Source organism: Brevibacillus brevis (assembly GCF_001039275.2).
GTDB classification, from domain to species: Bacteria; Bacillota; Bacilli; order Brevibacillales; family Brevibacillaceae; genus Brevibacillus; species Brevibacillus brevis_C.
Genome location: NZ_CP030117.1, coordinates 4,536,176 through 4,553,242 on the forward strand (window position 1 = coordinate 4,536,176; position 17,067 = coordinate 4,553,242).

Annotated in this window: 19 protein-coding genes; 4 read left to right on the forward strand and 15 right to left on the reverse strand. The window is 48.9% G+C overall.

Going from position 1 to position 17,067, the window contains the following annotated elements; all coding sequences use genetic code 11:
• Positions 1–27: 27 nt before the first annotated feature.
• From sat to AB432_RS21975, 8 genes are all read right to left on the reverse strand, one after another.
• Positions 28–1,167 carry a sulfate adenylyltransferase gene (sat, locus tag AB432_RS21940; RefSeq protein WP_048034079.1) on the reverse strand — a complete coding sequence of 380 codons (1,140 nt, stop codon included), beginning with the start codon at positions 1,165–1,167 and terminating at the stop codon, positions 28–30.
• Positions 1,168–1,210: 43 nt separating this feature from the next.
• Positions 1,211–1,927, reverse strand: a complete 717-nt coding sequence (locus AB432_RS21945; RefSeq protein ID WP_048034080.1) for a phosphoadenylyl-sulfate reductase — start codon at positions 1,925–1,927, stop codon at positions 1,211–1,213.
• 15 nt (positions 1,928–1,942) lie between these two features.
• Complete coding sequence (gene cobA / locus AB432_RS21950) at positions 1,943–3,445, reverse strand: uroporphyrinogen-III C-methyltransferase (protein ID WP_048034081.1); 1,503 nt, start codon at positions 3,443–3,445, stop codon at positions 1,943–1,945.
• 55 nt (positions 3,446–3,500) lie between these two features.
• Entirely contained in the window at positions 3,501–3,740 is a 240-nt protein-coding gene (locus AB432_RS21955) for a DUF3906 family protein (protein ID WP_048034082.1), read from the reverse strand.
• Positions 3,741–3,778: 38 nt separating this feature from the next.
• Complete coding sequence (locus AB432_RS21960; RefSeq protein ID WP_048034083.1) at positions 3,779–5,395, reverse strand: nitrite/sulfite reductase; 1,617 nt, start codon at positions 5,393–5,395, stop codon at positions 3,779–3,781.
• Positions 5,361–6,173, reverse strand: coding sequence for a sirohydrochlorin chelatase (locus AB432_RS21965; RefSeq protein WP_048034084.1), 813 nt, complete (start codon positions 6,171–6,173; stop codon positions 5,361–5,363). Before AB432_RS21965 ends, AB432_RS21960 begins: the two co-directional genes overlap by 35 nt.
• A gap of 155 nt (positions 6,174–6,328) precedes the next feature.
• The gene (locus AB432_RS21970) at positions 6,329–7,222 is read right to left on the reverse strand and encodes an alpha/beta hydrolase (RefSeq protein ID WP_048034085.1); all 894 of its coding nucleotides are present in this window, start codon (positions 7,220–7,222) and stop codon (positions 6,329–6,331) included.
• Positions 7,223–7,247: 25 nt separating this feature from the next.
• Entirely contained in the window at positions 7,248–8,006 is a 759-nt protein-coding gene (locus AB432_RS21975; RefSeq protein WP_048034086.1) for an arylamine N-acetyltransferase family protein, read from the reverse strand.
• 148 nt (positions 8,007–8,154) lie between these two features.
• Between AB432_RS21975 and AB432_RS21980 the strand changes: the two genes are divergently transcribed.
• Complete coding sequence (locus tag AB432_RS21980) at positions 8,155–9,039, forward strand: LysR family transcriptional regulator (RefSeq protein ID WP_048034087.1); 885 nt, start codon at positions 8,155–8,157, stop codon at positions 9,037–9,039.
• Positions 9,040–9,075: 36 nt separating this feature from the next.
• Here AB432_RS21980 and AB432_RS21985 read toward each other — a convergent pair whose 3' ends face one another.
• The 6 genes from AB432_RS21985 to AB432_RS22010 form a co-directional block, all read right to left on the reverse strand.
• Positions 9,076–9,843, reverse strand: coding sequence for a potassium channel family protein (locus tag AB432_RS21985; RefSeq protein WP_048034088.1), 768 nt, complete (start codon positions 9,841–9,843; stop codon positions 9,076–9,078).
• Between the two features lie 147 nt (positions 9,844–9,990).
• The gene (locus AB432_RS21990; RefSeq protein WP_048034089.1) at positions 9,991–10,428 is read right to left on the reverse strand and encodes a DUF350 domain-containing protein; all 438 of its coding nucleotides are present in this window, start codon (positions 10,426–10,428) and stop codon (positions 9,991–9,993) included.
• Between the two features lie 21 nt (positions 10,429–10,449).
• The gene (locus AB432_RS21995; RefSeq protein WP_048034090.1) at positions 10,450–11,691 is read right to left on the reverse strand and encodes a glutathionylspermidine synthase family protein; all 1,242 of its coding nucleotides are present in this window, start codon (positions 11,689–11,691) and stop codon (positions 10,450–10,452) included.
• A gap of 10 nt (positions 11,692–11,701) precedes the next feature.
• Complete coding sequence (locus AB432_RS22000) at positions 11,702–11,962, reverse strand: hypothetical protein (protein ID WP_048034091.1); 261 nt, start codon at positions 11,960–11,962, stop codon at positions 11,702–11,704.
• A gap of 11 nt (positions 11,963–11,973) precedes the next feature.
• Positions 11,974–12,420: a hypothetical protein gene (locus AB432_RS22005; RefSeq protein ID WP_048034092.1), complete on the reverse strand. Its 447-nt coding sequence runs from the start codon at positions 12,418–12,420 to the stop codon at positions 11,974–11,976.
• A 145-nt stretch (positions 12,421–12,565) separates the two neighbouring features.
• Positions 12,566–13,342: an inositol monophosphatase family protein gene (locus AB432_RS22010; RefSeq protein WP_048034093.1), complete on the reverse strand. Its 777-nt coding sequence runs from the start codon at positions 13,340–13,342 to the stop codon at positions 12,566–12,568.
• 112 nt (positions 13,343–13,454) lie between these two features.
• Here AB432_RS22010 and AB432_RS22015 point away from each other — a divergent pair, with 112 nt between their 5' ends.
• Entirely contained in the window at positions 13,455–13,832 is a 378-nt protein-coding gene (locus AB432_RS22015; protein ID WP_048034094.1) for a hypothetical protein, read from the forward strand.
• Between the two features lie 47 nt (positions 13,833–13,879).
• Here AB432_RS22015 and AB432_RS22020 read toward each other — a convergent pair whose 3' ends face one another.
• Positions 13,880–14,368: a PaaI family thioesterase gene (locus AB432_RS22020; RefSeq protein WP_048034095.1), complete on the reverse strand. Its 489-nt coding sequence runs from the start codon at positions 14,366–14,368 to the stop codon at positions 13,880–13,882.
• A 220-nt stretch (positions 14,369–14,588) separates the two neighbouring features.
• On the opposite strand from AB432_RS22020, the gene ilvD reads away from it, so the two are divergent.
• Positions 14,589–16,265 (forward strand): dihydroxy-acid dehydratase, encoded by a 1,677-nt coding sequence (gene ilvD / locus AB432_RS22025; protein WP_048034096.1) that lies wholly within the window; start codon positions 14,589–14,591, stop codon positions 16,263–16,265.
• A gap of 136 nt (positions 16,266–16,401) precedes the next feature.
• On the forward strand, positions 16,402–17,010 hold the full coding sequence (locus tag AB432_RS22030; RefSeq protein ID WP_048034097.1) for an ArsR/SmtB family transcription factor: 609 nt from the start codon (positions 16,402–16,404) through the stop codon (positions 17,008–17,010).
• Positions 17,011–17,067: the final 57 nt, after the last annotated feature.

The window sequence follows — 17,067 nt, forward strand, 5'->3', positions numbered from 1 at the left end:
CTCCTATAACCGCATTCTTCTAGCCGATTATACGGACACTGGTCGCAGCCCTTCGATCAGTACCTGCGCGACCTCAGGACGGCTAAATTGAGGTGGCGGAGCCTCCCCGCGCGCAAGCATTTCCCTCACCTTTGTCCCGGACAGCGCGACATGGTGCTCACTATCATGCGGGCACGTTTTGGTAGAAGCCATGTTTTCGCAGCTCCTGCAATAAAAGCTGTTCTCAAAAAATAACGGCGTAATCCCTAGCTCCTCTGGCTGGAACTGGCGGAAAATATGCTGGGCATCGTAAGTCCCGTAGTAGTTGCCAACACCTGCGTGGTCCCGGCCTACAATAAAATGAGTGCAGCCGTAATTCTTCCTTACCAATGCGTGAAAAATCGCTTCCCTCGGTCCTGCGTAACGCATGGCAGCCGGGAACACAGCCAACTCTACCCGGGTAGCCGGATAGTATTTTTCCAGCAATACCTGATAACTGTTCATCCGCACATCAGCAGGGACGTCATCTGCCTTCGTTTCGCCCACGAGAGGATTCAAAAAGAGACCATCGACGATTTCGAGAGCTGACTTCTGGATGTATTCATGTGCGCGGTGGACTGGGTTGCGTGTCTGAAAGCCGACAATCGTTTTCCAGCCCTTTTCGGCAAATCGTTCTCTCGTTTGTGCCGGATCGAAGTGATAGCTAGCAAAGCGACCTTTTTCGGTGCGCTTTACCAACGTAATTGGGCCAGCCAAATAAACGGCGGGACGCTCCAGCAGCTTTTTCACCCCGGGATGATTCGTATCGTCAGTGCCATAAACGAGCCGAGCTTCCCGCTCCTTGTCGGGTGAATAAATATCGGAGATCGCAAGAATGCCATAAACCGTACCTTGATGGCTCAACCGTACCTTGTCTCCGATCTGCAAGGCTCCTGCGACTGTGGTCGAGACCGGAAGCGTGATCGGAATGCTCCAAACGGTACCATCTGCCAGTCTCATCTGCTCTACGACAGAAATATAATCCGCCCGATTCAAAAACCCCGCAAGCGGACTGTAGCCCCCAATCCCGATTAATTCCAGATCTGCGAGTGCAAATGCATCTATCTCTACCTCATGCGTAGTCACCGACAGGTCTACCTGTGGATCAAATCGGTTTACCAGCTCTCCCCCGTGAGGTTTCCCACTCATATTAAAAGCCCCTCCTATCCTTGGTTTGTTCTTCTCTTTTTCGTTACCTAGCGAGATGCAGGCCACATTCCGTTTTCCCCGCTTGTGCCCAGCGCCCTGCTCTCGAATCTTCGCCCTCTTTTACAGGACGAGTACAAGGAGCGCAGCCGATGCTCGGATAGCTCTGGTCGTGAAGGGGGTTGTACGGCAATTCAAATGTCCGAATGTACTGCCATACTTCCTCCGACTTCCAATGAATGAGCGGGCAAATTTTTAGCGACTGGAATTTTTCATCGCGATTAACAAACTCGACATCCGCTCTCGTGGCCGACTGCTCTCTGCGTAGTCCTGACATCCAGGCAACCGCTCCGGTCAGCACACTTTCCATCGGCTGCACTTTGCGGATATGGCAGCACATATCCGGCTGCCTGCTCCACAATTCATCGCCATGGAGGTCTGCCTGCTGTGCCAGCGTGATGTCCGGCTGCTTGACCGTTATCCGCAGCGCGGGATACCTCGCTCTCACCTGTTCAATCAAGCTATACGTCTCGGAAAAGTGGAGATTGGTATCCAAAAAAGTGACCTTGGCATCCTTTTTCACATCGCTGATCATATCGAGCAGCACCATGGCCTCGGCCCCAAAGCTACACGAATAAATCAAATCATCTGAAAACGTTTTATAGGCCCATTTGATTACATCTATGGTGTCGCCCTTTGCGAGACTATTATTGATGGAAGCAAGTTGTTCCTTTGTAGCTGACGCATAATTCAGCTGGCTCATGTGCCCCCTCCTTGATCATTCAGCGTACGATCCTTTCTGCGAAGCAGTCGTCGACAAGACAAGTGTCTGCCCATGCTTGGCATGCTCGCGCCACGCCATGAGCTCATTTGTATGGCTGCTTACGGATTGCCAGCCCATTTCTCTCGCCGCATCTGCTGCTTCCTTTCCGACACATACGATCCGTGTCCTTGACCAGGCATCGCCAGCGAATTGCGCCAGCGCAAAGAGCGTATGGGCGTCATCCGTCGCTAGCCAGTCAAATGACAATTCTGCCTTTTTCGAATCGAGGTGCCTCTGCTCCCATTCGAGCATACCCGCTTGGATCACTTGAATCACCTTGCCGTGGTCCAACATGATTCTTTGCGGCTTTCTTGCCCCTGCGTACAGCACCTTCTCTTCCTTTTCCAAGGCAAGCAGCTCGGGGAATGCCAGCAGAGGTGTGTTTTCATCCAGCACCAAGTCCGGATATATCCCCCGTTTCTCAAAAGCCTCAAAAGCCCGTTGTCCACAAACAGCCAGCTTGCTCGTCAAGCGCCGTACATCATAACGCTGTTGTCGCAAGGCAGAAGTAAAAAAGGATACTTGCTGCTCATTCTCGAAGACGAGCCAACGATAAGTAGCAAGCTCTGCCAATGGTGTGTCAAACGTGCAGCGTTCGATCAAAGGAATCGGCATGACTTCGGCTCCCAACTGCTCCAAGGCAATCACGAGCTCGCTATTTCCTTCCTCGCTTGCTCTTCTTGCAACAGCTACTCGTTGACCGAACAAAGGGCGCGATTCGTACCAGTTCAGCGATTCCCGCAGACGTACGACCTCACCCACGATAATGATAGCGGGTGCGGCAAAACGAGCCTGCTCGACTTCCTTATCTATCGTCCCAAGCTTGCCGATCAACGTCTCCTGTTCACGCACCGTCCCCCAGCGTACGAGAGCAACGGGCGTATGGGCGTCTTTTCCATGTGCAAGAAGGCGCTCCCTGATGCGAGACAGATTTTTCACACCCATGTAGATGACCAATGTTTCCATCGAGGCGAGGGCTGCCCAGTCCGGCTCCTTTCCCGCATTTTTTTCACACAAGTGACCAGTGACAAAAGCGACGGAAGAATTGTAGTCACGATGCGTCAGCGGAATACCCGCATAGAGCGGAGCGGCCATCCCGGAAGTAATCCCTGGGACGATCTCAAACGGAATAGAATGATCGCGGCACATCTGCGCTTCCTCTCCTACCCGCCCGAACATGCTCGGGTCCCCGCCTTTCAGTCGAACGACGCATTTCCCCTTTTGAGCTTCCCGGATGAGCAGGAGGTTGATCTCTTCTTGCGGCAATGTATGATGATCGGCCTCTTTCCCGCAATAGATGAGGGTGGCTCCCTTTTTTGCGTACGAGAGAAGCTGCGGGCTTGCCAGGCGATCGTACACAATCACATCCGCAAGACGAAGTGACTCCATGCCGCGAATCGTCAGTAGCTTGGGGTCACCAGGCCCTGCTCCGACAAAGACGACTCTGCCTGTGTTCATTCCAAATTCGTCCTCCTTGCTGCTTTGTTCCTTCACAGGAAGAGTCTTGGCCGTTTTAAGTAAATGTAGAGGTTTCCACTACGTACCCGACTCCTTGGCGTCCGAGCGGCTTCTTTTCCACCAGGCTCAGCTCCTTGATACGAGGTGGCGTTATCGTATGTCGCAAGAGATTGTTCTCGGCTGAAGAGAAGGCTCGCTCATCCGTTTTTGCGATCACCACAACTGTCAGTAACCGCCCTTCCTCTAGCACAGCTTCCAGCTTGTAAAGGTAGCTCTCTGCTTGTTCCTCTCCCATGACATGTCCCCCCTGACCAGGCTATACCCGCACGAGCATTACGCTGGTTGCAGAATGGCGTCAACCTGTCCTTGGATATGGGAAAGTCCTACCCGCTCCACGTAGCGCCAGTATGGTTCGCCTTCCTGACGATCCGCCTTGTACAATGTGACCAATTGGGCAAGGAACGGACCGAGTCTATCCACAGTAATCCGCGCGTTAAGCTTGCGGTTGAATTGCGGCTCCTCCAGTGTCCCGCCAACGTAGATGTCAAACGCCTCTACCATCCCGTTCGATGTCTTGACCAATGCGCCTTGCAGGCCGATATCCGCAATTTGACGCTGACCACAAGAATTCGGGCAACCAATCATATGAATGCGCAGCGGTGTTTCGAGAACGACTGTATCATCCAAATATTGAGCTAGTGAACGCATCCGCTCCTTGGTCTCCACGATAGCCAGATTGCAATATTCCGTACCTGTGCATGATACGGCATACCCGACAAACGTATTGGGCTGCCATTTGAAGCGGTTCACAATCATCGGCTCTTCGCGGAAAGCTGCGACCTTCGCTTCGGGAATGTTGCGAATCAGGACATTTTGCGTGTTACAGGTGCCAATCGTCCCATCGCCATATTCGTCTGCCAGACGTGCAAGTTCATTTAGCTCCCCTGCATTCATCCGCCCAACGGGAACAGACAAGCCTGCGTAGTATAGTCCTGCTTGGCGCTGCTCGTGAATGCCGTAAAAATATCCACCATTCCAGCCCGAGGTTAAATCGATACCACCCGGCTCAAGCTCGCCCACCAGCTCCAGTAATTGCTCCGTGAACTTTTCCGGTCCCCAGTCAGCGACCAAGAACTTAAGACGTGCATGCGTACGTTTTTGACGGTAGCCGAAATCGCGGAACAAAGTCGTAACTCCTGCCGTTACTTTGACGACCTCTTCTGGTCGCACGAACACATCCAGTTGCTTCGCCAAGTATGGCTTCGCTGACAAGCCTCCACCTACCCATACATGAAAGCCGATTACTTCCTCGCCAGCCATGACTTTTTTGGCCGGAGTGAAAGCCAGATCGTTAATTTGCGCATGCGCGGCGTTATGGATATTGGCAGAAACTGATATTTTGTACTTGCGTGGCAGATTGGAGAAGTCACGATTGAGCAAGAAGAATTTTTCTAACTCCGCTACGATGGGACGTGTATCCAGCACTTCATGCGGATCAATACCTGCCAGTGGGTTCCCCATGATTTGCCGTGGACAGTCTCCACATGCTTCAAAAGAGGATAGCCCCGCTGATGCGAGCCGATCAAAAATGTCAGCGAGTGATTCTACCGTAAGCCAGTGAAATTGCACGGCCTGACGTGTGGTCACATCCACCAGATCACGTCCATAAATTTCCGCGATTTTGGCGAGCACCCGAGCTTGTTCACTGCTCAAAATGCCTCCAGGTATGCGAACGCGCATCATGAAGTGGCCGTCCTTTGGTCGCTGCTGATAAACGCCTGCCCACTTAAATCGATCCATATCAGAAGATTCAATCGATGCGAAGCCTTCTTTGGAATAGGTGTTTACGATCGTTTCGATGACATCCAGTCCGTCTTTTTCCAGCTTCGTAAACTCCATTTTGTTGAGGGATGGATCAGCAGCCCACTTCCACTGCTTTCTCTCTGCCATGCTCGTACATGCTCCTTTGTGTGAAGATGTCAGTTACCAATGCCATTCGAATCGATTGGCTCATCCAGTCTGCAATCAATGGGTGGGGCAAGTACGCGCTGCCTTCATAGCGATAAGCCAACCCCGCAAGCCGTTTTGGGATTGCTTGTCGCGTGAAGTAGCCCTGGCTGACGAACAGAGGAAGCACGAGGACATCCCCTTTTTGTGCCAGTGAACAAGCTTGATCGTACAGGGTATCGGGCCTCAGTGTCGCATATCCGGCAGCGGCAAATTGGTAGCGGTTTTGCAAGCGGAATGTCAGGCGCAAGAGCAGCTTTTCCCAGCGCTCATGGCATCCAGGCAAGTCACTGCCGTGCCCGACGAGCAACAAAGCCTCCTGACTAGGCAAGCGTGATAGACCTGCGATTCGCTCTGCTACGATCTGCTCGACGTTTCCGTGATCCTCCAATGGCGGACACCAGAGAATTCTTGCCTGAACCGGAACGCGAATCAGGTCAGTCTCTCCTGGCGGCCATGGGTCTAGTCCAAGCATCGCGCGGATTTCCCCTACATGATTACTTCCTGCTGTAGCGAATAGCGGGACGACGACAATCGTTGTCGCTCCTGATGCTTCCAGACGTTTTACCTCGTCGCTGATGCTTCGTCCTTCCACTCCTCCCAAGTAAGCTACCCGAATTGGCAAATCAGTGCGGCACTGCCAAACGGCTGATTCCACCAACGCCAACCAGTCAGGATCGGGTGAACCGTGAGCAATTACCAAAACCGCTGTTTTCGCCATCGGATAATCCCCTTATCCAAACTTATTTTGTAATTCATATATGTTTACTCGGAATTATAATTGGGATGGATTGCTCCGTCAATAACAAAATCAATATTCCACTTGAACATAATAAAAAAGCAACCGCTATCTCGTGCGGCTGCTTGCAGCGTTTGTTATTTTGTTGTAAATACATCTTTTAAAAAATTCGAAACCTGAGAACGTGCTTGAACCCCTTTATCCATAATCCCAGCCAGCCAAAAGAATCCATGGATCATTCCCTCATAGCACTTATATTCTACAGGAACTCCAGCTTCCCTCAGACGCTTGGCATATTCCGCACCATCGTCTCTTAAAGGATCGTATTCTGCTGTAATAATAAGTGTCGGTGGTAAATTCTCCAAGTCATTGTTCAATAAAGCTGAAGCAAATATATTGTATCTGTTAATTTCGTTACCTAAATAGTTTTGAGCTGCCCAGAAAACTCCCTTAGTCGTAAGCAAATAACCTTCGGCATTGTCACGGTATGATTGTGCCTTGTCGAAAGTCAAAGTAAGATCAAGGTTCGGATAAACTAATACCTGAGCCGCTAATGAGAGATTGTTATACTTTTGTGCCATCGTGGCAACTCCAGCAGCAAGATTTCCGCCTGCGCTGTCCCCACCAATTGCTATTCTTGTTTTATCTGCATTCAGCATGGAACAATTTTCAGCTACCCATTTGGTAGCTTCATAACAATCCTCTAGAGGAATCGGGAATTTATGAGTAAAAGCTTTGCGATACTCAACTGAAACAACAATACACTCAGCTTCATGTGCTATGTTTCGGCATAAGGTATCCACTTCATTAATGTCTCCTGCCACCCATCCACCACCATGCAAATAAACAAAAACAGGTAATGAATCTCTTTCATTTGGCGTATAAACTCGAACCTTGATATCACCGTTCTTTACAGGAATTTGAAAATCCTCTACTTTCGATACAGCTTTTGGTTCCCCATGCTCTCCATGAAGGGAAGTAACATCATTCACTCGTGTAAGATACGTTTTAGCTTGTGGATCTAAGGTCATAAATTAGTCCTCCTAAATTTTTTTATCAAATCTCGATCTGAAAATAGCGACGAGCCGTTTCCTCAATCTCGTGTTCTTCCAGTTTTTGTTTTGTTTTCTCTTTGCCGTTAACGATGATTAACGTATTTCCTAACAAGGTGATACGTCCATTTTCCGTCACTCTGGAAAGGAAATACATCTTGTTGAACATGGATTCAGGAGATGTTTCCGTTAGAACACAGATTGGATGGATGTTCTCTAAATTCCATTGACGGGAAGGTGTATCAAATCGATATTGATTTTCCCACTCCTCGTCGGTCTTCTTTTGCAAATAGTAAAGGGACTGGGTCTCATCCTTGTATACGCGGTAAACTCCATCACTATCAATAACCTCACCGCCACTCATTGGAACAGGGAGTCGTGGCGAATTACCGCCCATGCCTACATCCACCAAGTATTCCTCGTTATCTAGCGGTACGATGTTGAACAAATGGGCGTTTTCAAGAGCCCAGACCCCATTTCCTACATAGACGGTTCCTGCCATCAGATAAGGCGCAAATCCCAGTTCTTTTAGCAGAAAATAAAATATTCCGTTTAACTCGTAGCACACTCCACCCTTTTTAGCATGGACAATTTTTTGATAGAGGTCTTCTTCACGCAAAGATAGAGGTTTTTTTGCGAGAATGTCGAGATTCTCAAAGTGAACGTTGAGTGCATGCTGTTTTTGGAGATGGGATAAATAGACGAGATTCCGCTCTCCTTTTCTTTCAGCCTGAATGTGGTCTAAATATTTTTGGGTGTCCATGATGTCATTCACCTCATTTTTATACTTAATCATTTAAAATGTTTTCGTTTACGCTTTTATTATAAAGTTGATCATTGATAAATAAAAATATATATTTATTTATCATATTAATAACATTGGATATATCAATTCGAGGTGGGAACAAAAGATGGAATTGCTCCAACTCAAGTATTTTCAAACAGTTGCTCGTACGGAACATATGACAAGAGCAGCACAGGAATTGCGCATAGCCCAACCAGCTCTCAGTGTTACCATCGCACGTTTAGAGGAAGAATTAGGGGTACCGTTATTTGATCGTGTCGGGCGACAAATCCGCCTGAATGTTTTCGGAAAAGCTTTTCTGAACAAGGTGGATATAGCTCTTGGAGCCTTAGACGATGGAAAACGCGAAATTTCAGACCTGGCTGGATTGGAACGTGGAAGTGTTTTGTTGGCTACGACAACCTTGAATCGGGTATCTGAATTGCTAGCACCTTTTCTATCCTTATATCCCCATATCAGCTTTCGCATCACCCAAGCAACGACAGAGGAATTGAAGGTTCAACTGCTCGAAAAAGGGGAAATCGACTTTTGCCTCACTTCTTCCTCGATTGATCGGCCGGGAATCTGCAATCTATCCTTATTGACGGAAGAAATCGTACTGGCAGTGCCAAGTGCGCATCGTCTCGCAGGCCGCCATCGAATCCACCTCAGCGAAGTAGCAAATGATCCGTTCATCAGTCTAAAACCGGGGTATAGCTTCCGTGAGATCACCGATGCTTTCTGTCGAGAGGCTGGTTTTAGACCCAATATCGTATGTGAAGGGGACGAACCTGCAGCCATCAGCGGCTTGGTACGAGCTGGCCTTGGTGTTGCATTTTTACCAATTGCCGCCAAAAAGGAATTACCACCGCTTACGCTCCTTCATATTGAGGAGCCTGTTTGCCAATGGACTCCTCATTTGGTTTGGCATGAAAAGCACTACTTGTCACTTGCTGCACAGACCTTTCGTGAATTTGTTGTACAGCATTACGCTCTCGAAAAAATCACATAAAAAAGCTGCCAGGCCTAATGCCTGACAGCTCTCCCCTTATTCCTCACTCTTTTTCCTCGTTCGACGATACAGCAAATCCATACTTTCCTTGAGTGTCTCATACTCGCGCTCGGTCAAGTTTTCGATCTGTTGGATATTGGCGATCGTCTGCTTTTTGATCTCTTCGGTTAAGCGATCTTTCTCATCCTGGCTTTTGCTTTCATGTGTCTCTGTCCAGTGCGTAGCAAAATTCGCCGTCAAAGCTCCCAGCATCCCGATCCCCGTTATCATCAAGATCGTCGCCATGATCCTTCCACCTGCCGTCACAGGCGAAATATCACCGTAGCCGACTGTCGTGGTTGTCACTATCGACCACCACAACGCATCAGAGAAGCTTTTGATATTCTCGTTTACACCATATTCGAGCAAATAAATAGCAGTCGAGCTCCACAGCATAATGATCGTGACGACACCAAATACTTGACGCATCGGGCCTGATCGAATGATTCCCAGTAAAAATGGCGAAGCACGCACGATGCGCACCAGCCGAAGCACGCGCATGATTCTGGCTAAATACAAATAAGAGTCCAATGGAATCATTGCGATCAGATCGAACCAGTTAGCAAAAACGAATTTTCGCTTGTCTTTCGCCCTCCATAGCCGGAACAGATACTCGGCAATCAGCAGGATGATCAGCCCATTGTCTACCTTGTCCATCAATTCATCAGTCAGCAGAGGATGATTAGAGAAGTCTGCGAACAACAGGATCGCATACGTAATCACGAGCATAATGATAAAAATCTCATACATGACGCGCCAGAACAAAAAGACTCCTCCCTGTGCTCATAAGTGCTTGTTCAAAATATGATCTGTTCCGCATCGAAAAAGAGGCGAGAACCTGAAGCGGGAGGAGCCAAATGTAGAGAACCTACACGAGCACCAGACTTCGAAGGTGAACGCCTCTTTCCATGCTTAGTAGCTGATCAGCGCAGCCATCAACAAGCCCGCAGCAATACTCAACCGCGAAGCGAAAATACCGACGGATACGTTCCCGTTCGGAATTTCAGACACGACTTTAAATGGTGTGACCCATTCGAACAAATAAAAAATGATGACTTGAAATACCATTCCTACAATACCCCAGATGACCAAATCCCACAAGTTAACGGAGTGGTATACAGCCGAAGCGAGGACGATTGCCAAACCGATGATTTTCCCTCCCAAATCGTGCGAGGCTGCTTTTGCCGCTGCCATTTTCTTCGGATCATCAGTCTGTGCTCCCTGCTTGATCAGATCAAACTCCTTGTAAGGAGTCGTAATCGTAAATACAAAAATCCCCACAGCCAATATCGGAATGGTCACTGCCAAATACGCTAAAAAGTTTAATACGTAATCCAATTGTCCCAACATGTAAGTTGTCCTCTCCTTTCGCTACTTGTCTATGCCGACCGGCAAATAATATGACAGGTTGTTTGTAATCGGTCCCCCGACACGGGCTACAATTGCTGATGCCTCAGTGCCGATCCAAAAGGACCCCCAGAGCAGCCGTCCAGCATAAGCTCCCTTCATCGTCTGAACCGTTATCTCTGGAAGCTCCACCCGTTTCTGATAAACCATCGGCTGCTCCCAGTAAAACTCTTCCTGATCCTTCTCTTGCAGCGTACCATCTGATGCAAACAGCATGACACCGCCACCTTCCCGTCCAAAAATCGGCTTCGTGACGTAGTCCTCCCTGCCTGCAAATCGATTTTCAAAATAAGTCGGCAGCATGTAAGCTTCGATGATCGCGTGTTCCTCTTCAGTGAAAAATTCATTCGCCTCATGCAAGTTCCAGATGAGCGCCTGCAAAGCCTTCGTCTGAATGAGAAACGCAGAAGGAGGATTAATAATGGCCAGCTTTTTGCGGGCAATCAACGAAAGCACATGCTCACCAGTCGGGTAGCCATCTTCATCCTGTTCTACCGCCAGCTTTTCCAAAGCATGCAGACGGTACAGCACATCAACTGGCAGTAGCTCCTCATTCTCCTTTACATAGAGACGATCTTGCCAAACACGCAAATGCTCCAAAGCGGCAAACCGGGCAGAAAGACCCGATTGGTTCAGTAAGTACACGGTCGTTCCCTTGTCTTCCTCATGCCAGTCGAGCGAGCTAAACCAGACAGAATCCGTGTCATAGCCCTGTGCCTGATACGCGTCGATCACCTTGCTGAACGCTGACCGCAACTGCTGCTCCATCCCTTCATTCGGGTCCTCACGCAGGAAATGACGACAAGCACGACCGTTCACATAAAAAGCCTCGACGATTCCTGTAGGGGTATCACTGTTGCACTCAAGCATCTTCAAACCTTCTGTCGTCTGGGCAAAATCAAAGCGTCCTATCACAGTCGGCACTGTTTGGGAAACGACGACCCTGACTGCCTGCAATGCCTGCTTTGGCACTCCTAGTTCCAACAACAGGGAGTCCTCTGCTCGCTGCAATACCGGGACGACCTTTGTAAAGATTTGCCCAAGCCGCTCGGTTGCCTTCTTGATTTCCTCACGAAAGGAGGAAGGGATCAGGTGGATATCATAAAGCGCATACTCCTCTCCATACATCCAATCCCAGGTAAAAACGCCCTCTTCCCGCATCGGGCCATACAGTGCCTCTCGTTCTCGTCGGTTATGGTCTTCCACTTCCCTCACCTCACCCGGAGCTGGAATAGCCCGAGCTGCCGATACCGCCCTTGGAGCTGCTCGTGCTTATCCCACTCGATACTCCGGATTTGCCCTTGTAAGACCTGTAAGTAGAGCTCGAACCCCCACTGCTACTGCTATCGTCACAATAGCCGTCATTGTCGTTATCGTAGCAATCATCATCATAGTCATCCCCGGAAGAACAACCGCTGATCGCAAGTGCGGCTGCGACGAACAGACCGACTACTTTCTTCGATTTCGTTTGTGCCATTTTTCTTCCTCCTACACTGGCTTCGCGTAGTAAACATAAACCTGCCGATCTTCATCCACCTCGGCTGATGTCTTCTCCCATTCGCGTCCATTCACGTACAAATAGTCGCTTTGCAAATGCAAGAGAGCATCGTCATCGTCCTTGAAGTAAAACGTGTGTACGAGCGGATAAACGCTTGCATTTTCTTGATATTCACGCATTTCGATCTGGATGCTGCCCCAGCGTGCAGTCACAGCCTCCGCGTAATCGACAGCCTGCTCTTCTGTTGAGCGCTTGACGTAAATGACATACGTGCCGTTCTCGATTGCACAGGACGTCTTTTCATAAACGACATGCCCCTTCACCAAATAATCGCAAGCGAAACGCAAGGAGACCTCATCTTTGTTCACGTTGTCGTAGTAAAACTGAACAGGGTATCCTCTCGCCTCATCCAGCAGCCGATATTCCATTCGTGCCATTTTTCTCACCTCTTTTACCTATCACAGAATAGCAAATCATTCGCAACAATTTTATACGTGCGCTGAAACATTTGGTTGCCAATAAATGAAAAGAAATCCAGCAGAGCCATAAACCGCTACATTAGTCCTGCTTCTTTTGTACCCGTTACTGTCGAATCATACTGCGAATCGTTTCATGCAAAGGTCCGTTGCTCGCCACTAATGAAGGAGTGTGATCTTGCTGGAATGGCTCATGCTGATACGGTTTTCCAGACCAGTCCGTAATCGTTGCACCCGCCTCCTTGGCGATGACAATTCCGGCGGCCACATCCATAATATTGGATCGTTGCATCACGATATAATCGAGCCATCCGTTTGCCAACAAGCACCAGTCCAGTGCAGGCGCAATATTTCGCATGAGACGCTTGGTCTGGAATACAAACGGTTCCGTAAACGCCATCTCTTCTTCCTTCGTTACCGTGTCGCGTCCACGGATGTATGTACCGACTGCACGAGTGAGGTCTTGGCGGTGATTGACATTCAATCGTTTTCCGTTCAAATAGGCTCCTTTCCCTTTCTCCGCCCAAAACATTTGACCCGCTACCGGATTGTAGACGACGCCTAGCACCAGCTCGCCCTTGTGCTGCAACGCAATCGAGATCGAGAAATACGGGTAGCCGATAAAATAGTTATTCGTTCCATCTAAAGGATCGATAATCCACAGATACTCTTCCTCGCGGGAAACCATTCCGACCTCTTCTGAAAAAATGGTATGTGTCGGGAAGTGGCGATGCAGTACCTCAATGATGCGCTGTTCACTGCCTTTATCCTCTGGCAGCTTCACGTCGTTATGCAATTCCTCATCGGGCACGAGCTGTTCGAGAAAACGTTCCTTCAAAAACGCTCCCGCGACACTTGCTGCTTCTTTTGCAATTTCGATCATGACATTTCGCTCCTTTATTACGTTTGGAACACTTTTTTGAACAACCTTCCACTTGCACTTGCCTAGGAAACATTACTAATATAGAAAGACACCCGAAGGAGGGGGGATAAACATGAACACCGACTTCATTCGGCTGAAAAATATGGAAGGTGAACTCAAATTCACCCAAATGAACAATAGCTACGGCTTCTCTGTCACCACAAAGGAGCTCGTTTTTTTCAAGCCACACATGACCTACCATTTGTTTTTGCAGGATATCATCAGCATGGTTCCGCTGAAGCTGGACGCTAGCCCTGTCACGTTTCGGCATCAGAGTGAAACGGTTCACGCCTCGTTTGGTTCCGATTACTACAAGCTGACCGTCAAGTGGGCGCGGATTGTTTCGCGGTCCGGTATCGTCGAAAAAGAAGACATGGAGTTTATCGTGCCGCTTTCCACCAAAATGCTCACGTATATTTCGGAATACAGCGGTCTTGTTATCATCAAATAGCACCGTCAACCCTCGTTCTCACCTGTTTGGTGTAGAGCAAGGGTTTTTTATTTCCGATCATTTTTGGATAGCACAATGAACGTTCCTGTACCGTGGGCGATCCGCCTATCCCGATCATCGTAAACACTACCCTCCATGACGACCAGCGTGTTTCCGCGGTGTAAAAAGCTCGCTTCTGCGCGAAGCCGCTCCCCGATTCCCGGAAGTAAATAATTGATCTTTAGCTCTGTCGTCACTGCATACTGATTGGGTGGCAAGGACCGATTGATCAAGGAGCCCATCGTTGAATCGATCAAGGTCGCGAGAATTCCTCCATGAACAACTCGCCCTGAATTGTGCATAAAAGGGGTCAGAGGCAATTCGAAGCGATACGACTGTCTTTCTTCGTCTATGAATTCTCCCTTTAACCCAAGAAATCCAGAGATAAACGCGCTATTCCGTTCCCGCTTTTGATGAATGGCAGCAACAGCCAGCTCGAGAATGCGGCGCTCCTCTTCATTCCCGTCCGACCAGATGTTTTTTAATTCATCTAACATTTTGTTCACTCCAACCGAAATAGAATCGATTCTTCTATTTTATCCCAAACAAGCTGATTTCGCTATGATTCCTAAGCTTATGGCAATCGAGAGCAGCTGTCCGAATCATTCGAGACTGAGCAAATGTTCAGACTTTTACAGTTGTTTCTGTTATTAAAAATTGATAAGATAGTTCAAAATATAAGACAGGCATTTCCGCATTGGAAGGGAGTTTTTCAAATTGGCCAGACAACGAAGTGACATGATCAAAAAAGGATTCGACCGCGCACCACACCGCAGCTTGCTCCGTGCAGCAGGTGTAAAGGATGAGGATTTCGATAAACCGTTTATCGCCATTTGCAACTCGTACATCGACATTATTCCAGGTCACGTGCACTTGCAGGAGTTTGGAAAGCTGGTCAAAGAAGCCGTTCGTGCTGCTGGCATGGTTCCATTCGAATTCAATACGATTGGTGTTGACGACGGAATCGCTATGGGACATATCGGGATGCGCTACTCCCTCCCGAGCCGCGAGATCATCGCAGACAGCTTGGAAACCGTTGTTGCTGCTCACTGGTTTGACGGCATGATCTGTATTCCGAACTGTGACAAGATCACGCCTGGGATGATCATGGGTGCACTTCGTGTCAACATTCCAACCGTCTTTGTAACCGGTGGTCCTATGAAAGCCGGAAAAACGAGTGATGGCCGCTCCATCTCACTTTCCTCCGTATTCGAGGGTGTCGGAGCTCACCAAGCAGGCTTGATCAACGACCAGCAACTCGAAGAGCTGGAGCAATATGGATGCCCGACTTGCGGTTCCTGTTCCGGTATGTTTACAGCAAACTCGATGAACTGTCTGCTTGAAGCCATCGGTTTGGCTCTGCCTGGCAACGGTACCGTACTCGCTGTCTCTCCTGAACGTCGCGAGCTGGTGCAATCATCTGCTGAAAAACTGAAAAATCTGATTGAACGCGACATTAAGCCACGCGACATCGTGACACTCGAGGCAATCGACGATGCATTCGCACTTGACATGGCGATGGGTGGGTCAACCAATACCGTTCTCCATACACTGGCTATCGCACAAGAAGCAGGCATCGAATACCCGATCGAGCGCATCAACGAAGTAGCGAAGCGTATTCCACATATTTGCAAGCTGGCGCCTTCCTCCGACTATCATATCGAGGATTGCCACGAGGCAGGCGGCGTATCAGCAGTTTTGAAAGAAATCGCGAAAAAAGCAGGCGCGATCCATCCAGACCGTATCACTGTCACGGGCAAAACCCTTGGCGAAAACATCGCTGACGCCGAAATCCAAAATGATCAAGTCATTCGTCGTCTGGACAACCCGTACAGCGCTTCTGGCGGTCTCGCTGTTCTGTTCGGCAACCTGGCGGAGCAAGGCTCGATCATCAAAACAGGCGGTGTCGATCCTTCTATTAAAAAGCACGAAGGTCCAGCCATCTGCTTCGACTCCCAAGAGGAGGCTCTGGCAGGAATCGCTGCTGGCAAAATCAAATCCGGTCATGTTGTCGTCATCCGCTACGAGGGACCTAAAGGCGGCCCAGGTATGCCAGAAATGCTAGCTCCTACCTCACAAATCGTGGGTATGGGCCTCGGTAAAGAAGTCGCTCTCGTTACAGACGGACGCTTCTCCGGTGCATCTCGCGGGATCAGTATCGGCCACGTGTCTCCAGAAGCCGCAGAAGGCGGTCCAATTGCCTTCGTACAGGACGGAGATATCATCTCGATTGACCTCGAGGAGCGCACGATCGAGCTACACGTGGATGAAGCCGAGCTGGCTCGCCGCAAAGAAGACTGGAAAGAATTCGAGCCAAAAGTAAAAACAGGCTATCTGGCTCGTTACTCCAAGCTGGTAACGAATGCGAGCATGGGTGGTATTTTGAAAATCTAGTGTTGCAAGTAAAGGCAAAACCCTTCCTTTGTGAATCACCGTCACTCAGGAAGGGTTTTTGTATTGACTTTTCCATCTATTCCCTCATACAATCAAGTTAATAAATTTTAACTGGTTAAAAGGATTGTGATGAATATTGGAGCAAAAGTCGATTTTTATCATCGAAAACTATGATCAGCTAAAAGTGATCAGTGACCCGTTACGCACAAAAATGCTGATGCGTCTGGTGGAAAAGCCGCACACAGGGCAACAGCTTTCCCAGCTTTTTGGACTGTCCCGTGCGAAGATTCTGTACCACCTGCGTGAGCTGGAGAAGCATGGCATCATCCAGTTGGTTAAAAAGGAAGAAAAGGGCGGCAACATTCTCAAGTACTATCAGGCGGTGGCAAGAGGCTTCATACCTGCTGATCATCTGCTCACGTATACGGAGTCGAAGGAGGCTACCAGACAATCCTATGTCGAAGTGTTGCAACGGGCGAAAACAAGAGCGCTCAGTGCTCCTGAAAAAGCCTTTGCACTGACGTCAACGGAAGTCGAGAAATGGCCGCGCATCTCCCTACAGTCTGAAGTCAGAGTCAGCGAGAAGGCGTTTGTGTCCTTTTTGCAAAAATACCGGAGCCTACTCCACGAATTGCAGCAAAGCTCCCTGGATGACCCCTCTTCGCAGCAAGATTACTACCTAATGATTACGGGATTTCAAATTGATGAACCGTTATTCAAAAAGGATGGACAGGCAAGTATATGAAAAACCTATTCGAGTAGGTTTTTCTTTCGGACACGCGGTTAATATTTTTTAACCGGT